The sequence below is a fragment of the Ruegeria sp. CDSB117 genome, from assembly GCF_059611005.1.
This window is the reverse complement of sequence record NZ_JBXWOS010000001.1, coordinates 1-17,270: the sequence shown is the minus strand read 5'-3', so window position 1 is coordinate 17,270 and position 17,270 is coordinate 1. Positions and strand designations below refer to the sequence as shown.

General features: G+C 56.7%; 13 protein-coding genes, 1 tRNA gene and 1 pseudogene. 10 read left to right on the top strand and 5 right to left on the bottom strand.

Annotation, left to right across the window (positions count from 1 at the left end):
* Positions 1-12: 12 nt before the first annotated feature.
* The gene (locus tag AC2FJC_RS00075) at positions 13-681 is read left to right on the top strand and encodes a TetR/AcrR family transcriptional regulator (RefSeq protein WP_496737952.1); all 669 of its coding nucleotides are present in this window, start codon (positions 13-15) and stop codon (positions 679-681) included.
* A 129-nt stretch (positions 682-810) separates the two neighbouring features.
* Positions 811-1,351, top strand: a pseudogene (locus AC2FJC_RS00070) (hypothetical protein); the annotation flags it as partial.
* A 516-nt stretch (positions 1,352-1,867) separates the two neighbouring features.
* On the opposite strand, the gene AC2FJC_RS00065 reads toward AC2FJC_RS00070, so the two are convergent.
* From AC2FJC_RS00065 to AC2FJC_RS00050, 4 genes are all read right to left on the bottom strand, one after another.
* Entirely contained in the window at positions 1,868-3,421 is a 1,554-nt protein-coding gene (locus AC2FJC_RS00065) for a serine hydrolase domain-containing protein (RefSeq protein ID WP_496737951.1), read from the bottom strand.
* A 307-nt stretch (positions 3,422-3,728) separates the two neighbouring features.
* Positions 3,729-4,730 carry a HupE/UreJ family protein gene (locus AC2FJC_RS00060; RefSeq protein WP_496737950.1) on the bottom strand — a complete coding sequence of 334 codons (1,002 nt, stop codon included), beginning with the start codon at positions 4,728-4,730 and terminating at the stop codon, positions 3,729-3,731.
* Positions 4,727-5,557, bottom strand: coding sequence for a peptidyl-prolyl cis-trans isomerase (locus AC2FJC_RS00055; protein ID WP_496737949.1), 831 nt, complete (start codon positions 5,555-5,557; stop codon positions 4,727-4,729). The genes AC2FJC_RS00060 and AC2FJC_RS00055 overlap by 4 nt, the downstream gene beginning before the upstream one ends.
* A 76-nt stretch (positions 5,558-5,633) precedes the next feature.
* On the bottom strand, positions 5,634-7,556 hold the full coding sequence (locus AC2FJC_RS00050; protein WP_058274781.1) for a DUF3604 domain-containing protein: 1,923 nt from the start codon (positions 7,554-7,556) through the stop codon (positions 5,634-5,636).
* 549 nt (positions 7,557-8,105) lie between these two features.
* Here AC2FJC_RS00050 and AC2FJC_RS00045 point away from each other — a divergent pair.
* From AC2FJC_RS00045 to AC2FJC_RS00010, 8 genes are all read left to right on the top strand, one after another.
* A complete protein-coding gene (locus tag AC2FJC_RS00045; protein WP_496737948.1) occupies positions 8,106-9,509 on the top strand; it encodes an MATE family efflux transporter in 1,404 nt (467 codons plus the stop codon).
* Between the two features lie 191 nt (positions 9,510-9,700).
* Positions 9,701-11,062: a V-type ATP synthase subunit B gene (locus AC2FJC_RS00040; protein ID WP_496722048.1), complete on the top strand. Its 1,362-nt coding sequence runs from the start codon at positions 9,701-9,703 to the stop codon at positions 11,060-11,062.
* A complete protein-coding gene (locus tag AC2FJC_RS00035) occupies positions 11,040-11,645 on the top strand; it encodes a V-type ATP synthase subunit D (protein ID WP_496737947.1) in 606 nt (201 codons plus the stop codon). The genes AC2FJC_RS00040 and AC2FJC_RS00035 overlap by 23 nt, the downstream gene beginning before the upstream one ends.
* The gene (locus AC2FJC_RS00030; protein ID WP_496737946.1) at positions 11,642-13,438 is read left to right on the top strand and encodes a V-type ATP synthase subunit I; all 1,797 of its coding nucleotides are present in this window, start codon (positions 11,642-11,644) and stop codon (positions 13,436-13,438) included. Before AC2FJC_RS00035 ends, AC2FJC_RS00030 begins: the two co-directional genes overlap by 4 nt.
* Positions 13,435-13,878: an ATP synthase subunit C gene (locus tag AC2FJC_RS00025; RefSeq protein ID WP_050602715.1), complete on the top strand. Its 444-nt coding sequence runs from the start codon at positions 13,435-13,437 to the stop codon at positions 13,876-13,878. The genes AC2FJC_RS00030 and AC2FJC_RS00025 overlap by 4 nt, the downstream gene beginning before the upstream one ends.
* Positions 13,878-14,555 (top strand): hypothetical protein, encoded by a 678-nt coding sequence (locus AC2FJC_RS00020; protein WP_496737945.1) that lies wholly within the window; start codon positions 13,878-13,880, stop codon positions 14,553-14,555. The genes AC2FJC_RS00025 and AC2FJC_RS00020 overlap by 1 nt, the downstream gene beginning before the upstream one ends.
* Before the next feature lies 1 nt (position 14,556).
* A complete protein-coding gene (locus AC2FJC_RS00015; protein ID WP_496737944.1) occupies positions 14,557-15,249 on the top strand; it encodes a hypothetical protein in 693 nt (230 codons plus the stop codon).
* Complete coding sequence (locus AC2FJC_RS00010; RefSeq protein WP_496737943.1) at positions 15,246-17,087, top strand: V-type ATP synthase subunit A; 1,842 nt, start codon at positions 15,246-15,248, stop codon at positions 17,085-17,087. Before AC2FJC_RS00015 ends, AC2FJC_RS00010 begins: the two co-directional genes overlap by 4 nt.
* 10 nt (positions 17,088-17,097) lie before the next feature.
* Here the strand turns inward: AC2FJC_RS00010 and AC2FJC_RS00005 are convergent.
* Positions 17,098-17,172 (bottom strand) — tRNA-Glu (locus tag AC2FJC_RS00005).
* Positions 17,173-17,270 lie beyond the last annotated feature (98 nt).

Below are 17,270 nucleotides of genomic sequence, written 5' to 3'. Positions count from 1 at the left end.
TTAGTTTTTGAAATGGCACAACACGCTGTAAAAGAAAGAAAAAGGGCGCCATCGCAGCGATCCATTGCGGCACGAGAACGTATTCTTGACGCTGCGGAACTTGTCTTTGCCGAGCAGGGATTCGACGGTGCCTCGATTCGCGACATCGCCGAACGGGCGCAGGTTCAGAAGGCCAACGTGAACTTTCACGGTGGTCCAAAGGATGAGCTTTTTGAACGCATCGTGGCACGCCGAGCCAGCGAGCTATCGCAAGAGCGTCGTGAAGCCATCAGCCGATTGGAGGAGCGCGGCGATTGGGACGCCGCGGACCTGATGTCAGCCTTCATGCGGCCGCTGTTGACCCGCGCATTCAGCAATGACCCGCAGTGGCTGGCGTACGCGCGCATTGTGGCGATTGTTTCCGCTGATGCGCGCTGGCATGCGCTGGCCAAAACCCATTTTGATCCCGTCGCTTCGCTGGTCGTTCACAAGCTGTGCACAAAATACCCCAAGGCCGACCCGGCGAACGTTGCCGGGGCGTTGGTTTTTTCAGTGTCGTCCATGCTGGCGTTGTGCACGTCGGAGTGGCGGATTGGGGCACTTTCCGGCCCTGACCAAAAACGCGACGCCGAGGGTGCTATCCGGAACCTGTTGCAGTTCTGTCATGCTGGATTCGCCGGTGTTTTGAACCCGTCGCGGTAATCCTGGAACGATCACAACACTTCGCCCCAACCCGCTCAACTTGAAGTTACGCATGGGACCAAATCAAATGGTCGCATGCGTTATTATCTAGTGATTATCTAAGTTTAACGATTGGGAGCGTGGGGTGACATGACGGAGAAAAGGGACCGCCTGACCGCGGAGGAGGCGAGGGGGCTTCGGACGGCCAAAGAGCTTGAGGCGCATCTGGCCTGGTTGGACACGTTCACGCCCGCCGCTTTGGGTGTTTTGGCGATCGCTTAGGAAATCTACACTTACCTTGTGTTTCGTCACTGTTGGAAGACAATGGCGTGGTAACCCTCTTCGCAGCGGTCGCATACTCGATCGCGGTGTCCGTCGGCATCTTTGTGTTCTGGAGCTATATGCTGCGGTTACTTCCGTCGATGTGCACAGCCCGCGGTTCATTGGCCTGACGTTTTCGACGATCGTTGGTTCCGTTGCAATTATCGCTATGTCCAGCTGGCTTAACGCCGCTGCACTGGCTGGTGCCGCAGCGGTCGAACAGCACCTGGAAAACACCGTGCGCGACTACCAGGCGGCGCTTGAGCAAGCGCATGACATTGCACTCAGCGGTCAGGCGCTGGGGCGCGAGGTCGAACGCGCGCGTCAAAGCTTCGAAGATCTGGCTGAGCTGGAGCAATCCAGTGATCTGAGGCGGGTCCTTCTGGTGAGCGGTCAGATCGAAACCGGCGATGCCGAAAGGTTCGACACCCATTTGTCCGAGATGCAAGAACAACCCGACATGGTCGCGCTGCTCAGCCCGGGCGGCCACGTGTCCGAAGCCTTGTTGATCGGCGCGCAGATTCGCGAGACCGGGTTGTCATCGGCTGTACAGCCGGGCGCGGTCTGCACGTCCGCCGGTCCATATGTTCTGGCCGATGGGGTCGCGCGTATCGTGTCACTGCAAGGCATTGTCGGACTTCATCAGCATTACTATGACCAACCGCGCCTGATCCCCGTGGTCTTTGCCGTTGAAAGCATCCAAAAGGGGCAGGGCGAGACGATGCAGCATCTGATCGACATGGGTGTCGATCCTGCATTGATGTTGTATTCTCTGAATACGCCGCCGGATCAGATCTATGCCCTGGTAGAAGATGAGCTGACAACCACCGGTATCGCAACGCAAATTCTGGAATAGAGCAAAGGCCCGACCAGCGGGCCGTTCTTATCAATTCTGCAAGGCAGAGATGAGCGCCTCGGCCAGCGGTAACGAGGAATATCCGTACCGGGAGGGCGTCAAACCCAACCGCACAACGACCATGTCTTGGGATGGGAATACACCGATAAACTGCCCGTCATGCCCCTGAAGCCAGACGGCGTCCTCATAGGGTGGCAACCCTCCCGGAGAGTCCAGCCACAGATGACCTTTGGCGTACATCCCGTCAGATGCGGCAACCGGCTCAAACATCCAGTCCGTAAAGCCCTCGGGCAGGATTTGTTGTTCGTTCCATTCGCCTTTCTGCAACAGCAATTGTCCAAAACGCGCCCAGTCACGTGCAGTGGCATACATATAGCTGGACCCGACAAATGTGTCCGCCGCGTCGGTCTCGAGCACGACGGATGTCATGCCCAACGGTTCGAACAGAGCCTCTTGCGGATAGGTCAGGCTGCCATCGATCAGCTTATCCTGCCAGACGCGCGACAAGGCTGTGGTCGTCCCCGATGAGTAGTTGAAGTCCGCCCCAACCTCACTTTCCGCCGGGCGGTCCGAGACAAAACCTGCCATGTCATCATTGAGATACAGCATCTTGGTCACGTCCGAGACGTCGCCATATTCCTCATTCCATTGCAGACCGCTGGACATGGCCAGCATGTCCTTAAGGGTGATGCTTTTGCGCCTATCCTGCGCCCAGTCCGGATAGCTGTCGGTCAACGTATCATCCAGCGACATCTGGCCGGATTCGATCAGGGTGCCGATCAGGCCTGCAGTAACTGTCTTGGTCATCGACCACCCAAGCAAAGGCGTGTTTTCGTCAAACCCTTCCGCATAGGTCTCGCCAACGATACGCCCACCCTGCACGACTACCACTGCACGGTATCCTTCGCCCAGCAGGGTGCTATCCGCCAGGATGCGCGCAATTTCCGGGTCTTGTGACAATTGAACTTCGTCGCCGGCGGGCCAGAGACCAGTAGGCAAGGGCTCGATTGCGGCTAAGGTCGCAGTGCTGAGTGTCGCGTCATGGATATTGGTGCAGCCAAGCCCCTCGCGATATTGCGAGGTCGCGGGGGCAAAGAACCGGAATATCCGCGCTGTCACAGTTTGGGCCTCGGCGTCCACGTCGATCGATATCTGCTTAAGCAATGGATGCCCCGGGGCCTGAACATCGACGGTCAGAACCTCTTCCGGGTCGCGCCCGGCAATGAAGACATTGGAGCAGACGATCTTGGCCGAATAATTTGTTCCCACCTTCAAAAGGTCAGGCGGGGCGATCAGCAGATAACCCACAATTGCGACGACACCCAGAATAAGCGTGCTCGCGATAATTTTCAGCGCTTTGATGATCAATCGATTTTCTGAACCGGTCGTACCGGCCCCCTCCCGTTTCTCTCTGGATTTCGTCCGAGTTAAGAGCGTATCGCCTTTAGTTGCCACCTTTCCGTCGCGTAGGTTCCGACCAAATGCGCCCGTCGACCCGCCCTTGTCGTTGCACTTGGCCAAAGCTTTAGTGTCGTCCTTGATGGTGACATGCCCCGTCGGTGACGCCGGTAACTGGACCAGCAATTGCGATTTTCCGGGCACAAATAGGCGACTGTTTATGATGCGCCGACCTTTAACAACATCAGTGGGGTGCGTCAGACGGCCGAGGCCTGGTGGGACAGTGGTGCAGGGAACTACAAACGGTACCCGTTGATTTTGATCGCCAAGCTGATTTTTTAAGGCCGGTGATCCCGAGGGCGCCCAGCAGGTGTTGATCGAGGCGCGCCAGCACCAGAAACTAACAAACGAAGGCTGGGCGCAGGTCGAAACGGACCGGGTTCAGGCGTGTTTACTGCTGCTGCAAGAGGCCGCGAATTAGCGGACACGCCAATCAAAACCCGCTGACGCGTTCAACTAACCAGTACAGCGACACGCAGCCGATGGCATATCCGGTGACGGGTACGGCGACGACGCCAGCCTTTTGCGAAATCGTTGGCAGCGCAAGACGCCATAACAGGATCAGGGCCGACAGTGCGGCGATGAACAGAAGCTGACCGGCCTCGACCCCGATGTTGAAGGCCAGCAGTGCAGCGAAGATATCCTCGGTTGGAACTCCGATATCGGCCAGCGCGCCAGCAAATCCCAGTCCGTGCAACAATCCGAAGCAAAAGCAGACGATCCAGGGATATTGTTCGGACAGGCGCAGTTCACCATCCTTTCGGTTGAGGATTTCCAAAGCGAGGAACACGATCGACAAGGCGATCACGGCTTCGACCGGTGGACCGGGCACGTTCAGAACGCCCAGCGTGGCAAGCGCCAGCGTAATGGAATGCGCGACGGTAAAGGCTGTAACCGCCCCGACCAACCGCCATGGGTCGCGCACCAGCACAAATAAAGCGAAAACAAACAGAAGGTGATCCCAACCCTCCAGGATATGCTCGAACCCAAGGCGGAAGTAACTGCTCAGAACTGACCAGGTCGTTGGCTGTTCTGGTATGATCAAAGCAGGCGTCTCGGGTGTGAACCGCAAGGTGGATGGTTCCGACGATATGGGTTGGATGCGCAGCAGAACGTCGTTTCGTTGTTGCTCCAGCCCTTCAATGGTGATGGTGTGACCGGCGATATCGTCCTCGCACTCAAGAACCCAGGTCGTGATCCAAGCTGTTCCGTCGGATCGTGGCTCGGGTCCTCGGTTTTGGGCACATTGAGCGGGTAGTATGGCATCGATACCCATGGGGCGGCCATTTACATCAGGCTTGCGCCATAGCACTTGCCAGGTGTTGGCCGCCAATTGCCGCAGGTCCAAATAACCGGGGTCAAGCGCATGTGCATGTCCCGCTTGTGCCGCGAACATCAGCCAGCCCGAGAACATAAGACAAAAGAGTCCCTTCATTCGAGCGTCTGGTCCATGGCAGGTGTTGCGATCAGATAATTCGACGCCAGATTTTCATACTGCGCCTGAGCCAGATCCGAGCCGGTTTCGCGCCGCCACTCCAGCAAAACGGAATCGCGGATTTCTTCTAGTTTTGGCAGTATGGGGTCTTGTTTCTCTGTGACGCGAACGATGTGGATGCCATATGAAGATTGTACCGGGCCAGACCAGTTGCCTTGCTCTAATGCCCTCAATGCCGACGAAAAACCCGAGCCAAAATTTGCGTCCACCACGCGCTGCGCCGTCAGAGGCATGGACTTCGGAAGCAAAGTTGTCTGTCCAATGTTGCTCCAATCCTGCTTTGAATTTGCAGACGCAATGGTGCTTTCGATAGCGTCCGTTTCGGGATTTTCGCCCAGATAGATCTGGTCAAAAGCGATCTGTGCCGGTTTAGTGAACCGTTCCGGGTTTTCGTTCAGAAAGGTCTGCAACACTTCGGGTTCGGGCTCGACCGAGGCTGCGATTGCGTCAGTCAGAAAATCCATCTTCTGCGCCAAGCGTGCGCGGATGACCTGATCACCCTGATCTAGACCCAGCTTGCGCGCTTCGCGTACAAGAACTTCCTCACGGATCGCCCCGTCAATCAGGGCCTGTAACTCGTCTTCCGTCGGCGGACGGTTCCAGCTGTTTTGGAAACGTGTTTTCAGTAGGGCGACATCGTTACCATCGACTGTGATCGTGTCGGTTTCTTCAACGATGTCCTGTTGCGGGGAAATCCATGCAAACCAACCGAAAATGGCAACCCCGATCAAAATGAAGTGGACTAAAGGTTGTTTTAGAATTTGCATGCGGGTTCTCAATGTCGTGTCGCAATATTGCCGGGCGGGGTTGACCGCCCGGCAATGTCATTAGTGTATTGTTCGGTTATTCGCTAGGTGTGTACCAGATTGGCGACGAATACGCGCGCTCTTGATGGATCAGCTGCGCCTCTTCCGGCAATTCAATACCGAACCGGACCTTGTCGTACAGGACCCAACGGGGTGTGGGGATTTCAAGCGCCCGGACATAGTAGAAGGCCCGCGCATTTGGATCAAAGTCTGGATCGGCCCAAACCGACACAAGCTCGGCGGTTCCAATCGTGTTACTCCAGCTGGCGGTTTCGATATCGACGGTGTTGCCGACAGCCGGGACTTTGCCGTTTTCATCAGCAGCCCGGTCATCCGACCATGCAACGTCGTAGACTTTCTCGTGCAACTCTCCTTCGCCATCGAGCCACCCTTTTACGACCTGTACCCGGTCCAGATTGGCCCCAACCGGATCGCGTAGCGCTGCAATCAGGAATGAAGGCGCTCCATCACCTTCGTTAGGGCGTAAGTCCGAGCCCATCGGAACGCCTTTGGTGTAGCCAACGTCCGCAAGGAACCGGGTCTCAAGATCTGCTTCGTCAAATTCCCATCCACCAAAGAACCGCAGACCGATCCGAGGACCAGTCGTGGCATAGGTTTCACGCCGTTTGAAAGCATCAAAGATCGCGGAACGCGTGTTCTCGGTGGCCCAGACGGCAGTGTAACCAGATGCGACAAGAAGGTCGCCGGGGATTTCGCCAAGATCATTGGCGATAAAGGGGTGCTGGATTCTTGTGGCCGACGGTTCAACGCTGACGGATTTTCCGAAAAAGTTGTCCTCTTCAGCTGTTGCCAGCGATGTGTGACTGTCTGTTGCCCCACCCATTCCGAATTTATAAGGGTTCACCCCGAATTTTTCTTCCAGCATCAGGCCACGTTTCAAGGCTTCTCTGGCATATTCACCGGCCAGCATGTCCTCTGTTTTCAGCTCGGTAATGTCGAGGTTGCCGACGTCCCAGTTTTCATAGTCCGCAAATTCGTCTTCCGGGCTTAGGAAGGGGTGTGCTTCTCCGTCGCCTTTGATTTGGGTGACCTCATAATGCGGCTCCCACTTGGCGCGGTTCTGCACGTATTCTTCGTCTACCTTGCCGCCGTGATAAGTATCCTCTGTGGGGAACATCCAGCCATTTGACAGGTTGCCATTATGCGCAAAAGCAACCGCGCGACCGCCGGTTTTACCCTGATATTCTTCAAGCCACGCATAAAGCGCCTTGGGGTCGGTGTCGCCGTAAGGAGGCTGAGTCACCGGCGGCACCATTTGCAGTGCCCGAATTGGTCCGTCACGTAGCATGACATTGCGGTGCAGGTTGAATCCCTTGGGAACGGACGTCCATTCAAACCCAATAAAGGCGGTGAAATTGCCGGGGTCGTTATGCCGTTCCGCTGCCATAACGATGTTTTCCCATGTAAATGCGAATGCGTCCGCGCCTGGGCTGTATGACTCAAGTAGGATTTCCGGCAGGGTCATTTGAGAGAAATTTGTAATAATGTCGAAGGCCGCTTTCCCGGCTTCTTCACCACCCGCCTTGTAACCTTCGTACCACTCCAAGCCTTTTGGGTCACCAATAACGCCAGGTTTACCGGCCTGCAGGTCAGGGGCGAAACCCATCAAATCAGTATGATCCGTCAGCACCATCCAATCCAGGGGCCGCGCCAGCCTGACGGCCTGACCGGTTGACGAAATAACTTGTTCCCCCTTTGCGAACCGCCATGCCTCATCAGGAAGCAAGGTGTTTCCGAATGCGCCCGCATCCAGCGACAAACCGGTGTGCAGGTGTGTATCACCCCAAAGCGGCCGTTCGGGGAACGATCGGTTGGCGTAGGGCGAATAAGGGCGGTCTGCAAAGGTGCCCTCGGCAGCCTCTTTGCTGGGGACCGCGTCTGCCCAAACAAGCGCTGGTAGTGTCAGCAAAGAGATCAAACAGGTTGTAAGTCGAAGCATTGAATCCTCCCCAGGTCTTCGCGCTAATCGAATATCGTAAATTCAGTATATTCATTTCTTATAATGTATTGAGCGAGTTTTGGTACTGATTTTTCTACCATGAGACCTGCGTCCAGTGCAGGCTGGTACCCCGCATGGCGGTACCCGCGGTCAGAGTACCTCACCGCCATCGACCGTTTCGCACGGCGGCCACATGCGTGCCCGCCCTCGACATACACTACGGAAACGTTGGTGCCGAAAAGGTAATACACGCCGGGATGGGTGAGTTTGTCCTGTTCGTTGAGAACGGTGACCTTCGCGTCGATCAGGCAAATCCGGCAAAATCCGTTGGCGCAGAATGCTGTGTGCGAGGCGCCAGTGGACTCAGCGCTGGATGCCGATATCCAAAGCGGCAAGGATTTTCGTACTGCAACATCATCGCAGCGGTGCAAAATGCGGATTGCCAAAAATGGTAGGGCTGTATTCGTCGCGACCAGCACCAGTTTGAGGTTGCTGACTGGTGCCCATCAGGGGCAGATTGATTTCCAGAACAAAGGGACGGACCAGCCAATGACACAACAATCCAAGGGCATGGCTGTCTTTTTGATCGGCAGTCTGATGCGGCATGTGACCCGAATGTCGCTGACCACCAGCATTGGCCTTATGGCGATCTTTGCCGTGGATTTTGTGGACATGGTGTTCATCTCGATGCTGGGCAATGACGCCTTGGCCGCAGCGGTCGGCTATGCAGGCACGCTTTTGTTTTTCACCAACTCAATCAATGTGGGACTGTCGATTGCCGCCGGCGCCCTTGTCGCCCGCGAGTTGGGGGGCGGGCGGCCCGAAAAAGCCCGCCAATTCGGAACCAGCGTTGCCCTTCTTGGTATTCTGATGGGATTGATTGTGTCTGCCATAGTCATGATTAACATCAAGTTTCTGCTGTCTTTGCTGGGCGCACAGGGTGAGGTTCTGCAACTGGCCGCACGGTATGTCAGCATCATACTGCCGACCATGTGGGTGATGGCTGCGGCAATGACGGGTATGGCTGTGTTGCGCGCGCATGGTGATGCGCGCCGGTCTATGCAGGCTACGATTTACGGCGGGCTGACCAACGCGATATTGGATCCGATCCTGATCTTTGCTGTTGGTCTTGGCCTGGACGGGGCGGCGATTGCCTCGGTCATTGCGCGTATCTGTATGCTGGTAGCAGCGATCCGGCCCGCCGTGCGCGTGCACCGTGGTTTTGCGCGACCGTCGCTGAAGCAAGTGATGGAAGACCTCCAACCGGTGCGGGCGATTGCAATACCGGCGGTTCTGACCAATGTCGCCACGCCTGTCGGCAACGCCATCGTGATCCGTGAAGTAGCGCAGTTTGGCACAGATGCCGTGGCAGGCATGGCAGTAATAGGGCGGCTGATGCCTGTTGCCTTTTCCGTCGTGTTTGCATTGTCCGGGGCCATAGGCCCAATCGTGGGGCAGAACTTTGGGGCAGGGCAGTATGATCGGGTGAAGGGCGCATTCCTGGCAGGCGTAAAATTCACCGCCGTCTATGTGGTTCTGATGGCGGCGGTGCTGTTCGTCCTGCGTGCCCCCATCGCCGATTTGTTTCAGGCCCAAGGCGAGACGCGGGCGCTGATTTACCTGTTCTGCGGGCCGCTGGCCTTGGCGTCCTTCTTCAACGGGGTGATCTTTGTTGCGAATGCAAGCTTCAACAACCTTGGCTATCCCATTTATTCCACGTGGATTAACTGGGGGCGTCATACGCTGGGCACGTGGCCTTTTGCGGTCGCCGGGGCCTATTTGGCTGGTGCTCCGGGGGTGTTGTTGGGGCAGGCGCTGGGCGGTGTGATATTTGCTGTAATCTGCTGGGTAATGGTGCGCCGCGTTGTCTCGGGCCTGACCGCGCCATCAGAGGTCGATCCTTTTGCCGGGCAAAGCCGGCTGCAATCCCTGTTCGGGCGCAGGGGGTGGTGAGCCTTCCCAGCGCGTTTGAATACCAACGTTTTTGGTCACCAGAGGCAGTTTTCGTCTCCTTTGTCGCAACAAAGACATCCTCATTTGCCAATTCATGAATTCGTTGTAAGCTGAGCTTATGATTGCAAAAAACGCCAAGTTATTACGGGGCGTTGATTTCAAAAAACACCTTTAACGACCGAGGATGAGCAATGTCCGGAAGTCTTTTGAAGTACACGCGTGTTCTTGAGATTGTCGGAGACACGATCAAAGTCAGGGTGCCTCTGGACGGATCGACCGACGCAGCAGTGCGTTTCAATGATCTGGCCGTAATCGAAACCGTGGACGGCCACAAGACGCTGGCGCAGGCCATTTTCATTGACCGGGATGTTGTCACCCTGCAGGTGTTTTCCGGCACCAAGGGCATCTCGACCGAGGCGACGGCGACGTTCCTGGGCCACCCGATGCAGACGCCATATTCACAGAACATACTGGGCCGCGTTTTTGACGGCGCGGGTGTATCTATTGATGGTGGACCTGACCTGTCGTCTGAGCCGCGCGTGGATATTGGCGGGCCAACCGTGAACCCGGCGGAACGCGCCGTTCCCAACAAGATGATCCGAACCGATGTGCCCATGATCGACGTGTTCAACACGCTGGTCGAAAGTCAGAAAATCCCGATCTTTTCGGTTTCAGGTGAGCCGTTCAACGCGTTCCTCAGTCGTATCGGCATTCAGGCGGACGCGGATATCGTGGTGTTTGGCGGGCTGGGGTTGATCTTTGACGACTACTTTACCTTCAGGACGTCCTTCGAGGATGCAGGCGTGTTTTCCCGAACGGTGATGTTCGTCAATCAGGCGATGGATCCGCTGGTCGAACGGCTGCTGGTACCCGATATGGTGCTGGCCGTGGCCGAAAAATTCGCGGTGGAGGAAGGTAAGCGCGTTCTGGTCCTGCTGACCGATATGACCGCCTATGCTGATGCGATGAAAGAGGTCGGGATCAGCCAGGAACGCGTGCCGTCGCAGCGTGGCTATATGGGTGACCTCTATTCCCAATTAGCCCGTCGGTACGAAAAGGCCTGTGATTATGCCAAGGGCGGATCGGTCACTGTGCTGACCGTGACGACGATGCCCGGTAATGACGTGACCCATCCTGTGCCGGATAACACGGGCTATATCACCGAGGGGCAGATCTATTTGCACTCGGGTGTGATTGACCCGTTCGGCAGCCTCTCGCGGCTCAAGCAGAACGTGATCGGCAAGACGACGCGCGAGGATCACGGGCAGATCATGAACACCATGATCCGGTTCTATTCAGAAAGCCGCGACGCCGCGCAGAAACAGGCAATGGCGTTCGACCTTTCGGATTACGACCATCAGTTGTTGAAGTTTGGTGACCTGTTCAAAACCCGGTTCATGGACATCAACGTTTCAATCTCGCTGGAAGATGCGCTGGATTTGGGGTGGAAAACTCTGGCCGAGTGTTTCGCACCTGAGCAGCTACTGATGAAACAGGCCCTGATCGAAAAGTATTTCCCAAAGGATGCCGATGGCGCGGTTGCAGCTGAATAAATCGTCGCTCGCGCGCGAGCAGACGCAGCTGAAAAGCTATGAGCGGTTCTTGCCGTCGCTGGACCTCAAGCGCCAACAATTGATGGCAGAACGTGCCAAGGCGCGCGAGGATGTACAGCGCCTGCAGGATGAGGTCCAGGAACTGGCGCAAAAGGTCGGGGAAAAGCTGCCGATGCTAGCGCAACAGGGCGTCGATCTGGGCGGGTTGGTCGAGTTGAAGGACTACCAAGTCAAAGAGGTCAACGTTGTGGGGGTCAAGATGCCTTCGCTAGACCGGATCGAGGTCGCGGTGCGTCCGTATTCCTATCTGGCCAAACCTCATTGGGTCGATGCGGCGGCCCGGTTGCTGCACGATATGATCGAGGCGCGTCTACGGGTCAAAGTGGCCGAAGAGCGGGTGAAGATATTCGATAGGGCTGTGGCCACCATCACCCAGCGTGTCAATCTGTTCGAAAAGGTTCTGATCCCGCGCGCCAAAGCCAACATAAAGAAAATCCGCATTTATCTGAGTGATGAACAGATGCAGGCCGTGGTCCGGTCGAAAATCTCAAAGCGCAAACATGCGCAGGAGGCGGTGTCATGAGTGTCGCGAGGCTCAAGAAACTGTCACTGGTCGGGCGAGCAGATCAAAAGACCGAAACGCTTGAGGCGCTGCAGGAATTGGGATGCATGCACGTCCTGCCGCTGGCCCCGCCGCCCTCTGAACCGGAAAAGATCAGCGAGCGCGGTGCGCGGGACGCCTATAAGGCGTTGCGATTCCTGCATGACGTGCCCGAACCGCGCCGCCAGATACAGCGCGACCCCGGTTTTGACATGGAGCAGTTCGTCAAGAATGTGCTGGACCTGATGCAACGGACCCGTGACATGACGGACCAAAGGGATTTTCTGGCCAACCGGATCGCGCAGGTTCGCCCTTGGGGGGACCTGGATTTTCCACCCGACGATGTGTTGGCGGGGAACCGGTTATGGTTTTATCAACTGCCACTGAAGTATCGCGATGCGTTGGAGGCCCTGGATATGCCCTGGGCCATACTCGAGCAGGACCATAGGTTCATCTATGCCGTACTGATCGACCCGGATGAGCCGGATGACGATATCCTGCCAGTTCCGCGCACGCACACCGGATCGCTGCCCATTCACGAGCTTGAGGCGCAACTGGAAGAGGCTGAGATCGCCATCGAAGCGCTTGAGGCTGAACGCGTTGCGCAAACCCGATACCTAAAACTGATGCGCCGGAACCTTTCGGTTGCCGAAAGCGCGGCCGAGCTGGCCCATGCCACGCAAAAGGTTCGCGACGAAGAGGCGATGTTTGCCCTTCAGGGCTGGGTGCCCGAGGATCGTATAGATGCGGTTCTGGACATGGCAAACGCTAAGGATGCTGCCGTACTGATCGAAGAACCCAGCCCCTATGACAGCCCGCCAACTTTTTTGGAACAACCGGAAAAGCGTAGTGCTGCAGTGGACTTGGCGCTGTTTTATCAAGTGCCGGGTTACAAGGATTGGGACCCCAGTATCATTGTCGCCGTTTCGTTCGCGATCTTCTTTGCGATGATCGTGGCCGATGCCGGGTACGGGGCAATTATCTTGGCGGGGCTTTTGTTGTTTTGGAAACGGCTTGATCGCACACCACATGAGCGTTCCTGGCGACGCTTTGGCGTGATCATCTCGGGGGCGACGATCCTGTACGGCATATTAGTCGGCAGCTATTTCGGCGTATCGCCGGCAGACGGATCAATCTGGGCCAAGCTCCAAGTGCTCGATCTCAACAATTTCGGCGCGATGATGATGGTTTCGATTGTCGTTGGCGTTTTGCATCTGGTGCTGGCCAATGCGCTTGCCGCCCGCGCGGCTTGGGGGCACCGAAACGCCATTGCCAATCTGGGCTGGATCGCGGCGCTGATTGGAGGATTCATTTTGTGGCTTAGCTACATGAAGGGCAATTCTCCGGTGCCGGGTGCGGCCTTGATGGGGATCGGGGTTCTGGCCATCGTCTGGTTCTCAAGCGAGCGGGTCATCAAGAAACCAACCGACTGGGTTTGGCGCCTGATCGAAGGGCTGCAAAGCCTTGCCGGGGCCATGGGGGCGTTCGGAGACGTGCTAAGCTACATGCGCCTGTTTGCGTTAGGTCTGGCCTCAGCCTCATTGGCGATCACGTTCAACGATCTGGCGGGGTCGGTGATGCAGTCCCTCAAGGGGCTCGGCGTTCTGCTTGCCCTGCTGATCCTAATCATCGGCCATATTCTCAACTTCGCCCTCGCCATGATGAGCGGCGTCGTCCACGGATTACGTCTCAATTACATCGAATTCTTTAAATGGGGTCTGCCGGACGAAGGCGTTGTCTTTCGCCCGTTCGCCCGCAAGGAGGTTCAGGAATGAATGAGCTTGTTTTGACATTGGGTTGGCTGGGCATTTACGCGCCTATGGCGTTGGGCGCGGCCTCCAGCGCGATCGGGTGCTCCATCGCCGGCATGGCCAGTATTGGCGCCATGACAGAAACTGAAGGCGGCTATGGTCGCTTTGTTGGCGTATCAGCCTTTCCGTCGACCATGGTGATTTACGGCATCGTCATCATGTTTACCTTGAACCGAGATGTGACACCCGAAAACGCGGGTGGCTTGTTCGGGATAGGTATCCTGTCAGGCATCGCATTGATGTATTGCGGGATCTGGCAGGGTCGGGCCTGTGCTGCGGCGATCAACGCCACCAAAGAAAAGCCCGAGATCTTTGGCCTGGCACTGGCTCCGGCGGCGATCATCGAAGGGTTCGGCGTCTTTGCCTTTGTCTTTGCTCTGGTGATCAGCGCGGGGATCAGCTGATGGCGCAGGATGGCATGATTTCACACGGTGTGGATGCCCTGATCGATAAGCTGCGAAATGATGGCGTGGCGGCTGGTCAGGCTGACGCTGAAAAACTGCGGTCAGAGGCCAAGGCCGAAGCCGCCAAAATCTTGGCTGACGCGAAACGCGAAGCGGACGATTATCAGAAAAAGGCGCGCAGCGATTCCGACAAATACCGCGCGGCGGGGGAAGAGGCGTTGAATACCGCCATGCGTGATGCAGTTCTGACCATGAAAGGTGGATTGACCGACCGGTTTCGTGAAGATGTCGAACGTCTGGTGACCAAGGAAATGGCTGACCCGAAATTGCTGAAACAGATGATTTTGGAGGTCGTCGGTCGAGAGGCTGATGGCGTCAATCTGGATGGCAAGGTCCAGGTCATTCTGCCTGCCAAAGTCGCGACGCAGGAAGACATCAAGCAGAACGCGGATGACATCCAGTCTGGCAAGCTGACCAAATATGTTCTTGGGCTGACAGCTGAAATGTTGCGCGAACAGGTAGAGCTGCATGCATCGGACGATAACCAAGATGGTATCCGCGTTCGGGCCGAAGATCAGGGCGTTGTGCTGGACCTGACGGACAAGGCGGTCGCCTCACTGCTGATGGAGCATCTTCAGCCGCGGTTCCGTGCCGTGCTGGAAGGTGTGATCCGCTGAGATGTCAGACCCTGACGCCTATATCGCGCTGATCAGCAGCTTGCCGGGATCTGAACGGTTGTTTGTGGCCAAGCAGCCACCCTTGTCACGGCTGCGGCTGGATCGTCGCCTGACGGCGCTTGCACCTGAGGATGCGCGTGTTCTGAAAGTGTTGGAGCAGGCGTTGAACTGGAGTGCATATGACATAGATGTCACGGATGCGCAGGCGGTACAGAGATGCAATCAGGCGTTGGGCAAAATTCCGCAACCAACCTTGCGTAGACTGTTCCTTGAGCGGATGGACTTGCGCACTGTAGTTGCTGCACTGCGCCTGCGCGCGCGTGGAGGCAATCCGCCCTCGGGAGCGTACGGCATTGGACGTTGGAGCCGCCATATTCCAGCCAACTGGGGGGACCCGGATTTCCGACTTTCGGTGCCGATGCCGTGGATCAAGGAAGCGCGTCAGCTGTTAGAAGCTGAGGACCCTTTGGGGCTGGAGCGACTGTTGTTGTCGGTCAGCCATAAGCAACTGAAACGGTACGCCGCCCGCCACCTGTTCGATTTTGAGGCCGTGGCAATATACGTCCTGATCTGGAACATTTTTGATCGATGGGCGCAAAGCAACGCTCAGGACGCAGCCACGAGATTTGAGAAGCTGGCCCAGCAGGCCATGGCCAATGTCGCAGAATTCGATTTTGAGAGAGTTAGCGCATGACTGCCCAAACACCCCCGGTTCAAACCGCAACCGCCCGTGTCGTCTCGGTCCAGGAAGGGCTGGTGCAGATCCAGGCCAACCATGATGCAGCCGGAGTTCCCGGGCAACTGGTCAAGAACGAGGTGGTGTTCATCTTGCCGACCCGTGCTGGGCCGGGCGGGCGCCAGGAACGGCTCAAAGCAGAGGTGCTGCGCGTGCGCGGGGACACAGCTGATGTACAGGTGTATGAAAGCACAGACGGCGTGGCTGTTGGCGACCCGGTGGAACAATCGGGTCAGTTGCTGTCCGTAGAACTGGGGCCGGGGTTGTTGGGTCAGGTCTTTGACGGCCTACAATCGCCTTTGCCCAAAGTCGCTTCCGAATTTGGGACCTTCCTGCCGCGCGGTGCTGATGTGGCGCCGCTGGACGATCAGGCCAAATGGTCCTTCACGCCCTCGGTCAAAGTTGGGGACACAGTAACGGCGGGGGATAGCATCGGCACCGTTCCCGAGGGGCGGTTTACACATAAGATCATGCTGCCCTTCAATTGGGTTGGAGAATACAAGGTCGTCTGGGTTCAGAAAGGGGCCGCGTCGATTCATGAGATTGTTGCCCGACTTGAAGACGAGCAGGGGGGTGAACACACACTGACGCTTTGTCAGAAGTGGTCAGTTCGGCGGCCCTTGCCCGAAACAGTTCTTAAACGTGCCCTGTCGGAACGACTGTACCCGACTGAACCCGTACTGACTTCGCAACGTCTGATCGATACATTCTTTCCTATCGCCCGCGGTGGTACGGCCTGCATTCCCGGCCCGTTTGGGGCGGGCAAAACCGTGCTGCAAAACCTGATCGCGCGGAACTCCAAAGTGGATATCGTGATCGTCGTTGCCTGTGGTGAACGCGCGGGCGAGGTTGTTGAAACGATACACGAATTCCCCAAGATGACCGATCCGATGTCGGGCGGCAGTCTGATGGATCGGACGATCATCATTTGCAACACCTCTTCCATGCCCGTTGCGGCCCGCGAGGCGTCGATTTTCACCGGCATCACACTGGGCGAATACTATCGTCAGATGGGGTATGATGTTCTGCTGATCGCGGACAGTACCAGCCGCTGGGCGCAGGCCATGCGCGAGACTTCCGGCAAGCTGGAGGAAATTCCGGGTGAAGAGGGTTTTCCTGCCTATCTGGAAAGCTCGATCAGGGGCCTGTACGAGCGCGCAGGGGCGATGAAGACCAATGATGGCGACCTGGGTAGTCTGACGCTGATTGGAACGGTTTCACCAGCGGGTGGCAATTTTGACGAGCCTGTGACGCAGTCCACGCTGTCTACCGTGAAGTGCTTTCTGGGGCTGTCCTCGGAACGGGCTTATAAACGGTTCTATCCTGCGGTTGACCCAATGCTTAGCTGGTCGCGATACACCGATCAGCTTTCGGATTGGTACGACAAGAACGCCGCGCCCGGTTGGACAGGCAAGGTGCGCGATCTGCTGGCCCTGATTGAAAAAGGCGAACAGGTCGACCAGATGATGCAGGTGACCGGCGAAGAAGGTGTCACCATCGAGGACTTCGTCACGCAGCAAAAAGCGCTGTTCGTGGACATGGTGTACCTACAGCAGGATGCCTTTGACAAAGTCGACGCAACCGTCCCGCTAGAGCGTCAGAAGATGACATTCAAGCTGGTCTATGATGTTACGCAATCAACTGCGGAATTCGAAGATAAGGGTGAAGTGCGTCAGGTGTTCACCCAGCTCACAGGTCTTATGAAGAACTTCCACTACGCCGCGGAAAACACACCGGAATTCAAATCGCTGTGGGGGCAGATTCAGGATCTTTGCCGCGAAAAATTTGGGGTGTAAGTCAGGGAAGTGGTAGCCCGTAGGGGAATCGAACCCCTCTTTCCAGGTTGAAAACCTGGCGTCCTAACCGATAGACGAACGGGCCATCTGCTAATGGCACAAGCACAAGTGGTAGCCCGTAGGGGAATCGAACCCCTCTTTCCAGGTTGAAAACCTGGCGTCCTAACCGATAGACGAACGGGC

Excerpts from the sequence above, each read along its gene's own strand:
- AC2FJC_RS00075 (WP_496737952.1), top strand. The coding sequence starts at position 13 with ATGGCACAACACGCTGTAAAAGAAAGAAAAAGGGCGCCATCGCAGCGA.
- AC2FJC_RS00060 (WP_496737950.1), bottom strand. The coding sequence starts at position 4,730 with ATGAAGGGACTCTTTTGTCTTATGTTCTCGGGCTGGCTGATGTTCGCG.
- AC2FJC_RS00055 (WP_496737949.1), bottom strand. The coding sequence starts at position 5,557 with ATGCAAATTCTAAAACAACCTTTAGTCCACTTCATTTTGATCGGGGTT.
- AC2FJC_RS00050 (WP_058274781.1), bottom strand. The coding sequence starts at position 7,556 with ATGCTTCGACTTACAACCTGTTTGATCTCTTTGCTGACACTACCAGCG.
- AC2FJC_RS00045 (WP_496737948.1), top strand. The coding sequence starts at position 8,106 with ATGACACAACAATCCAAGGGCATGGCTGTCTTTTTGATCGGCAGTCTG.
- AC2FJC_RS00040 (WP_496722048.1), top strand. The coding sequence starts at position 9,701 with ATGTCCGGAAGTCTTTTGAAGTACACGCGTGTTCTTGAGATTGTCGGA.
- AC2FJC_RS00035 (WP_496737947.1), top strand. The coding sequence starts at position 11,040 with ATGGCGCGGTTGCAGCTGAATAAATCGTCGCTCGCGCGCGAGCAGACG.
- AC2FJC_RS00030 (WP_496737946.1), top strand. The coding sequence starts at position 11,642 with ATGAGTGTCGCGAGGCTCAAGAAACTGTCACTGGTCGGGCGAGCAGAT.
- AC2FJC_RS00025 (WP_050602715.1), top strand. The coding sequence starts at position 13,435 with ATGAATGAGCTTGTTTTGACATTGGGTTGGCTGGGCATTTACGCGCCT.
- AC2FJC_RS00020 (WP_496737945.1), top strand. The coding sequence starts at position 13,878 with ATGGCGCAGGATGGCATGATTTCACACGGTGTGGATGCCCTGATCGAT.
- AC2FJC_RS00015 (WP_496737944.1), top strand. The coding sequence starts at position 14,557 with ATGTCAGACCCTGACGCCTATATCGCGCTGATCAGCAGCTTGCCGGGA.
- AC2FJC_RS00010 (WP_496737943.1), top strand. The coding sequence starts at position 15,246 with ATGACTGCCCAAACACCCCCGGTTCAAACCGCAACCGCCCGTGTCGTC.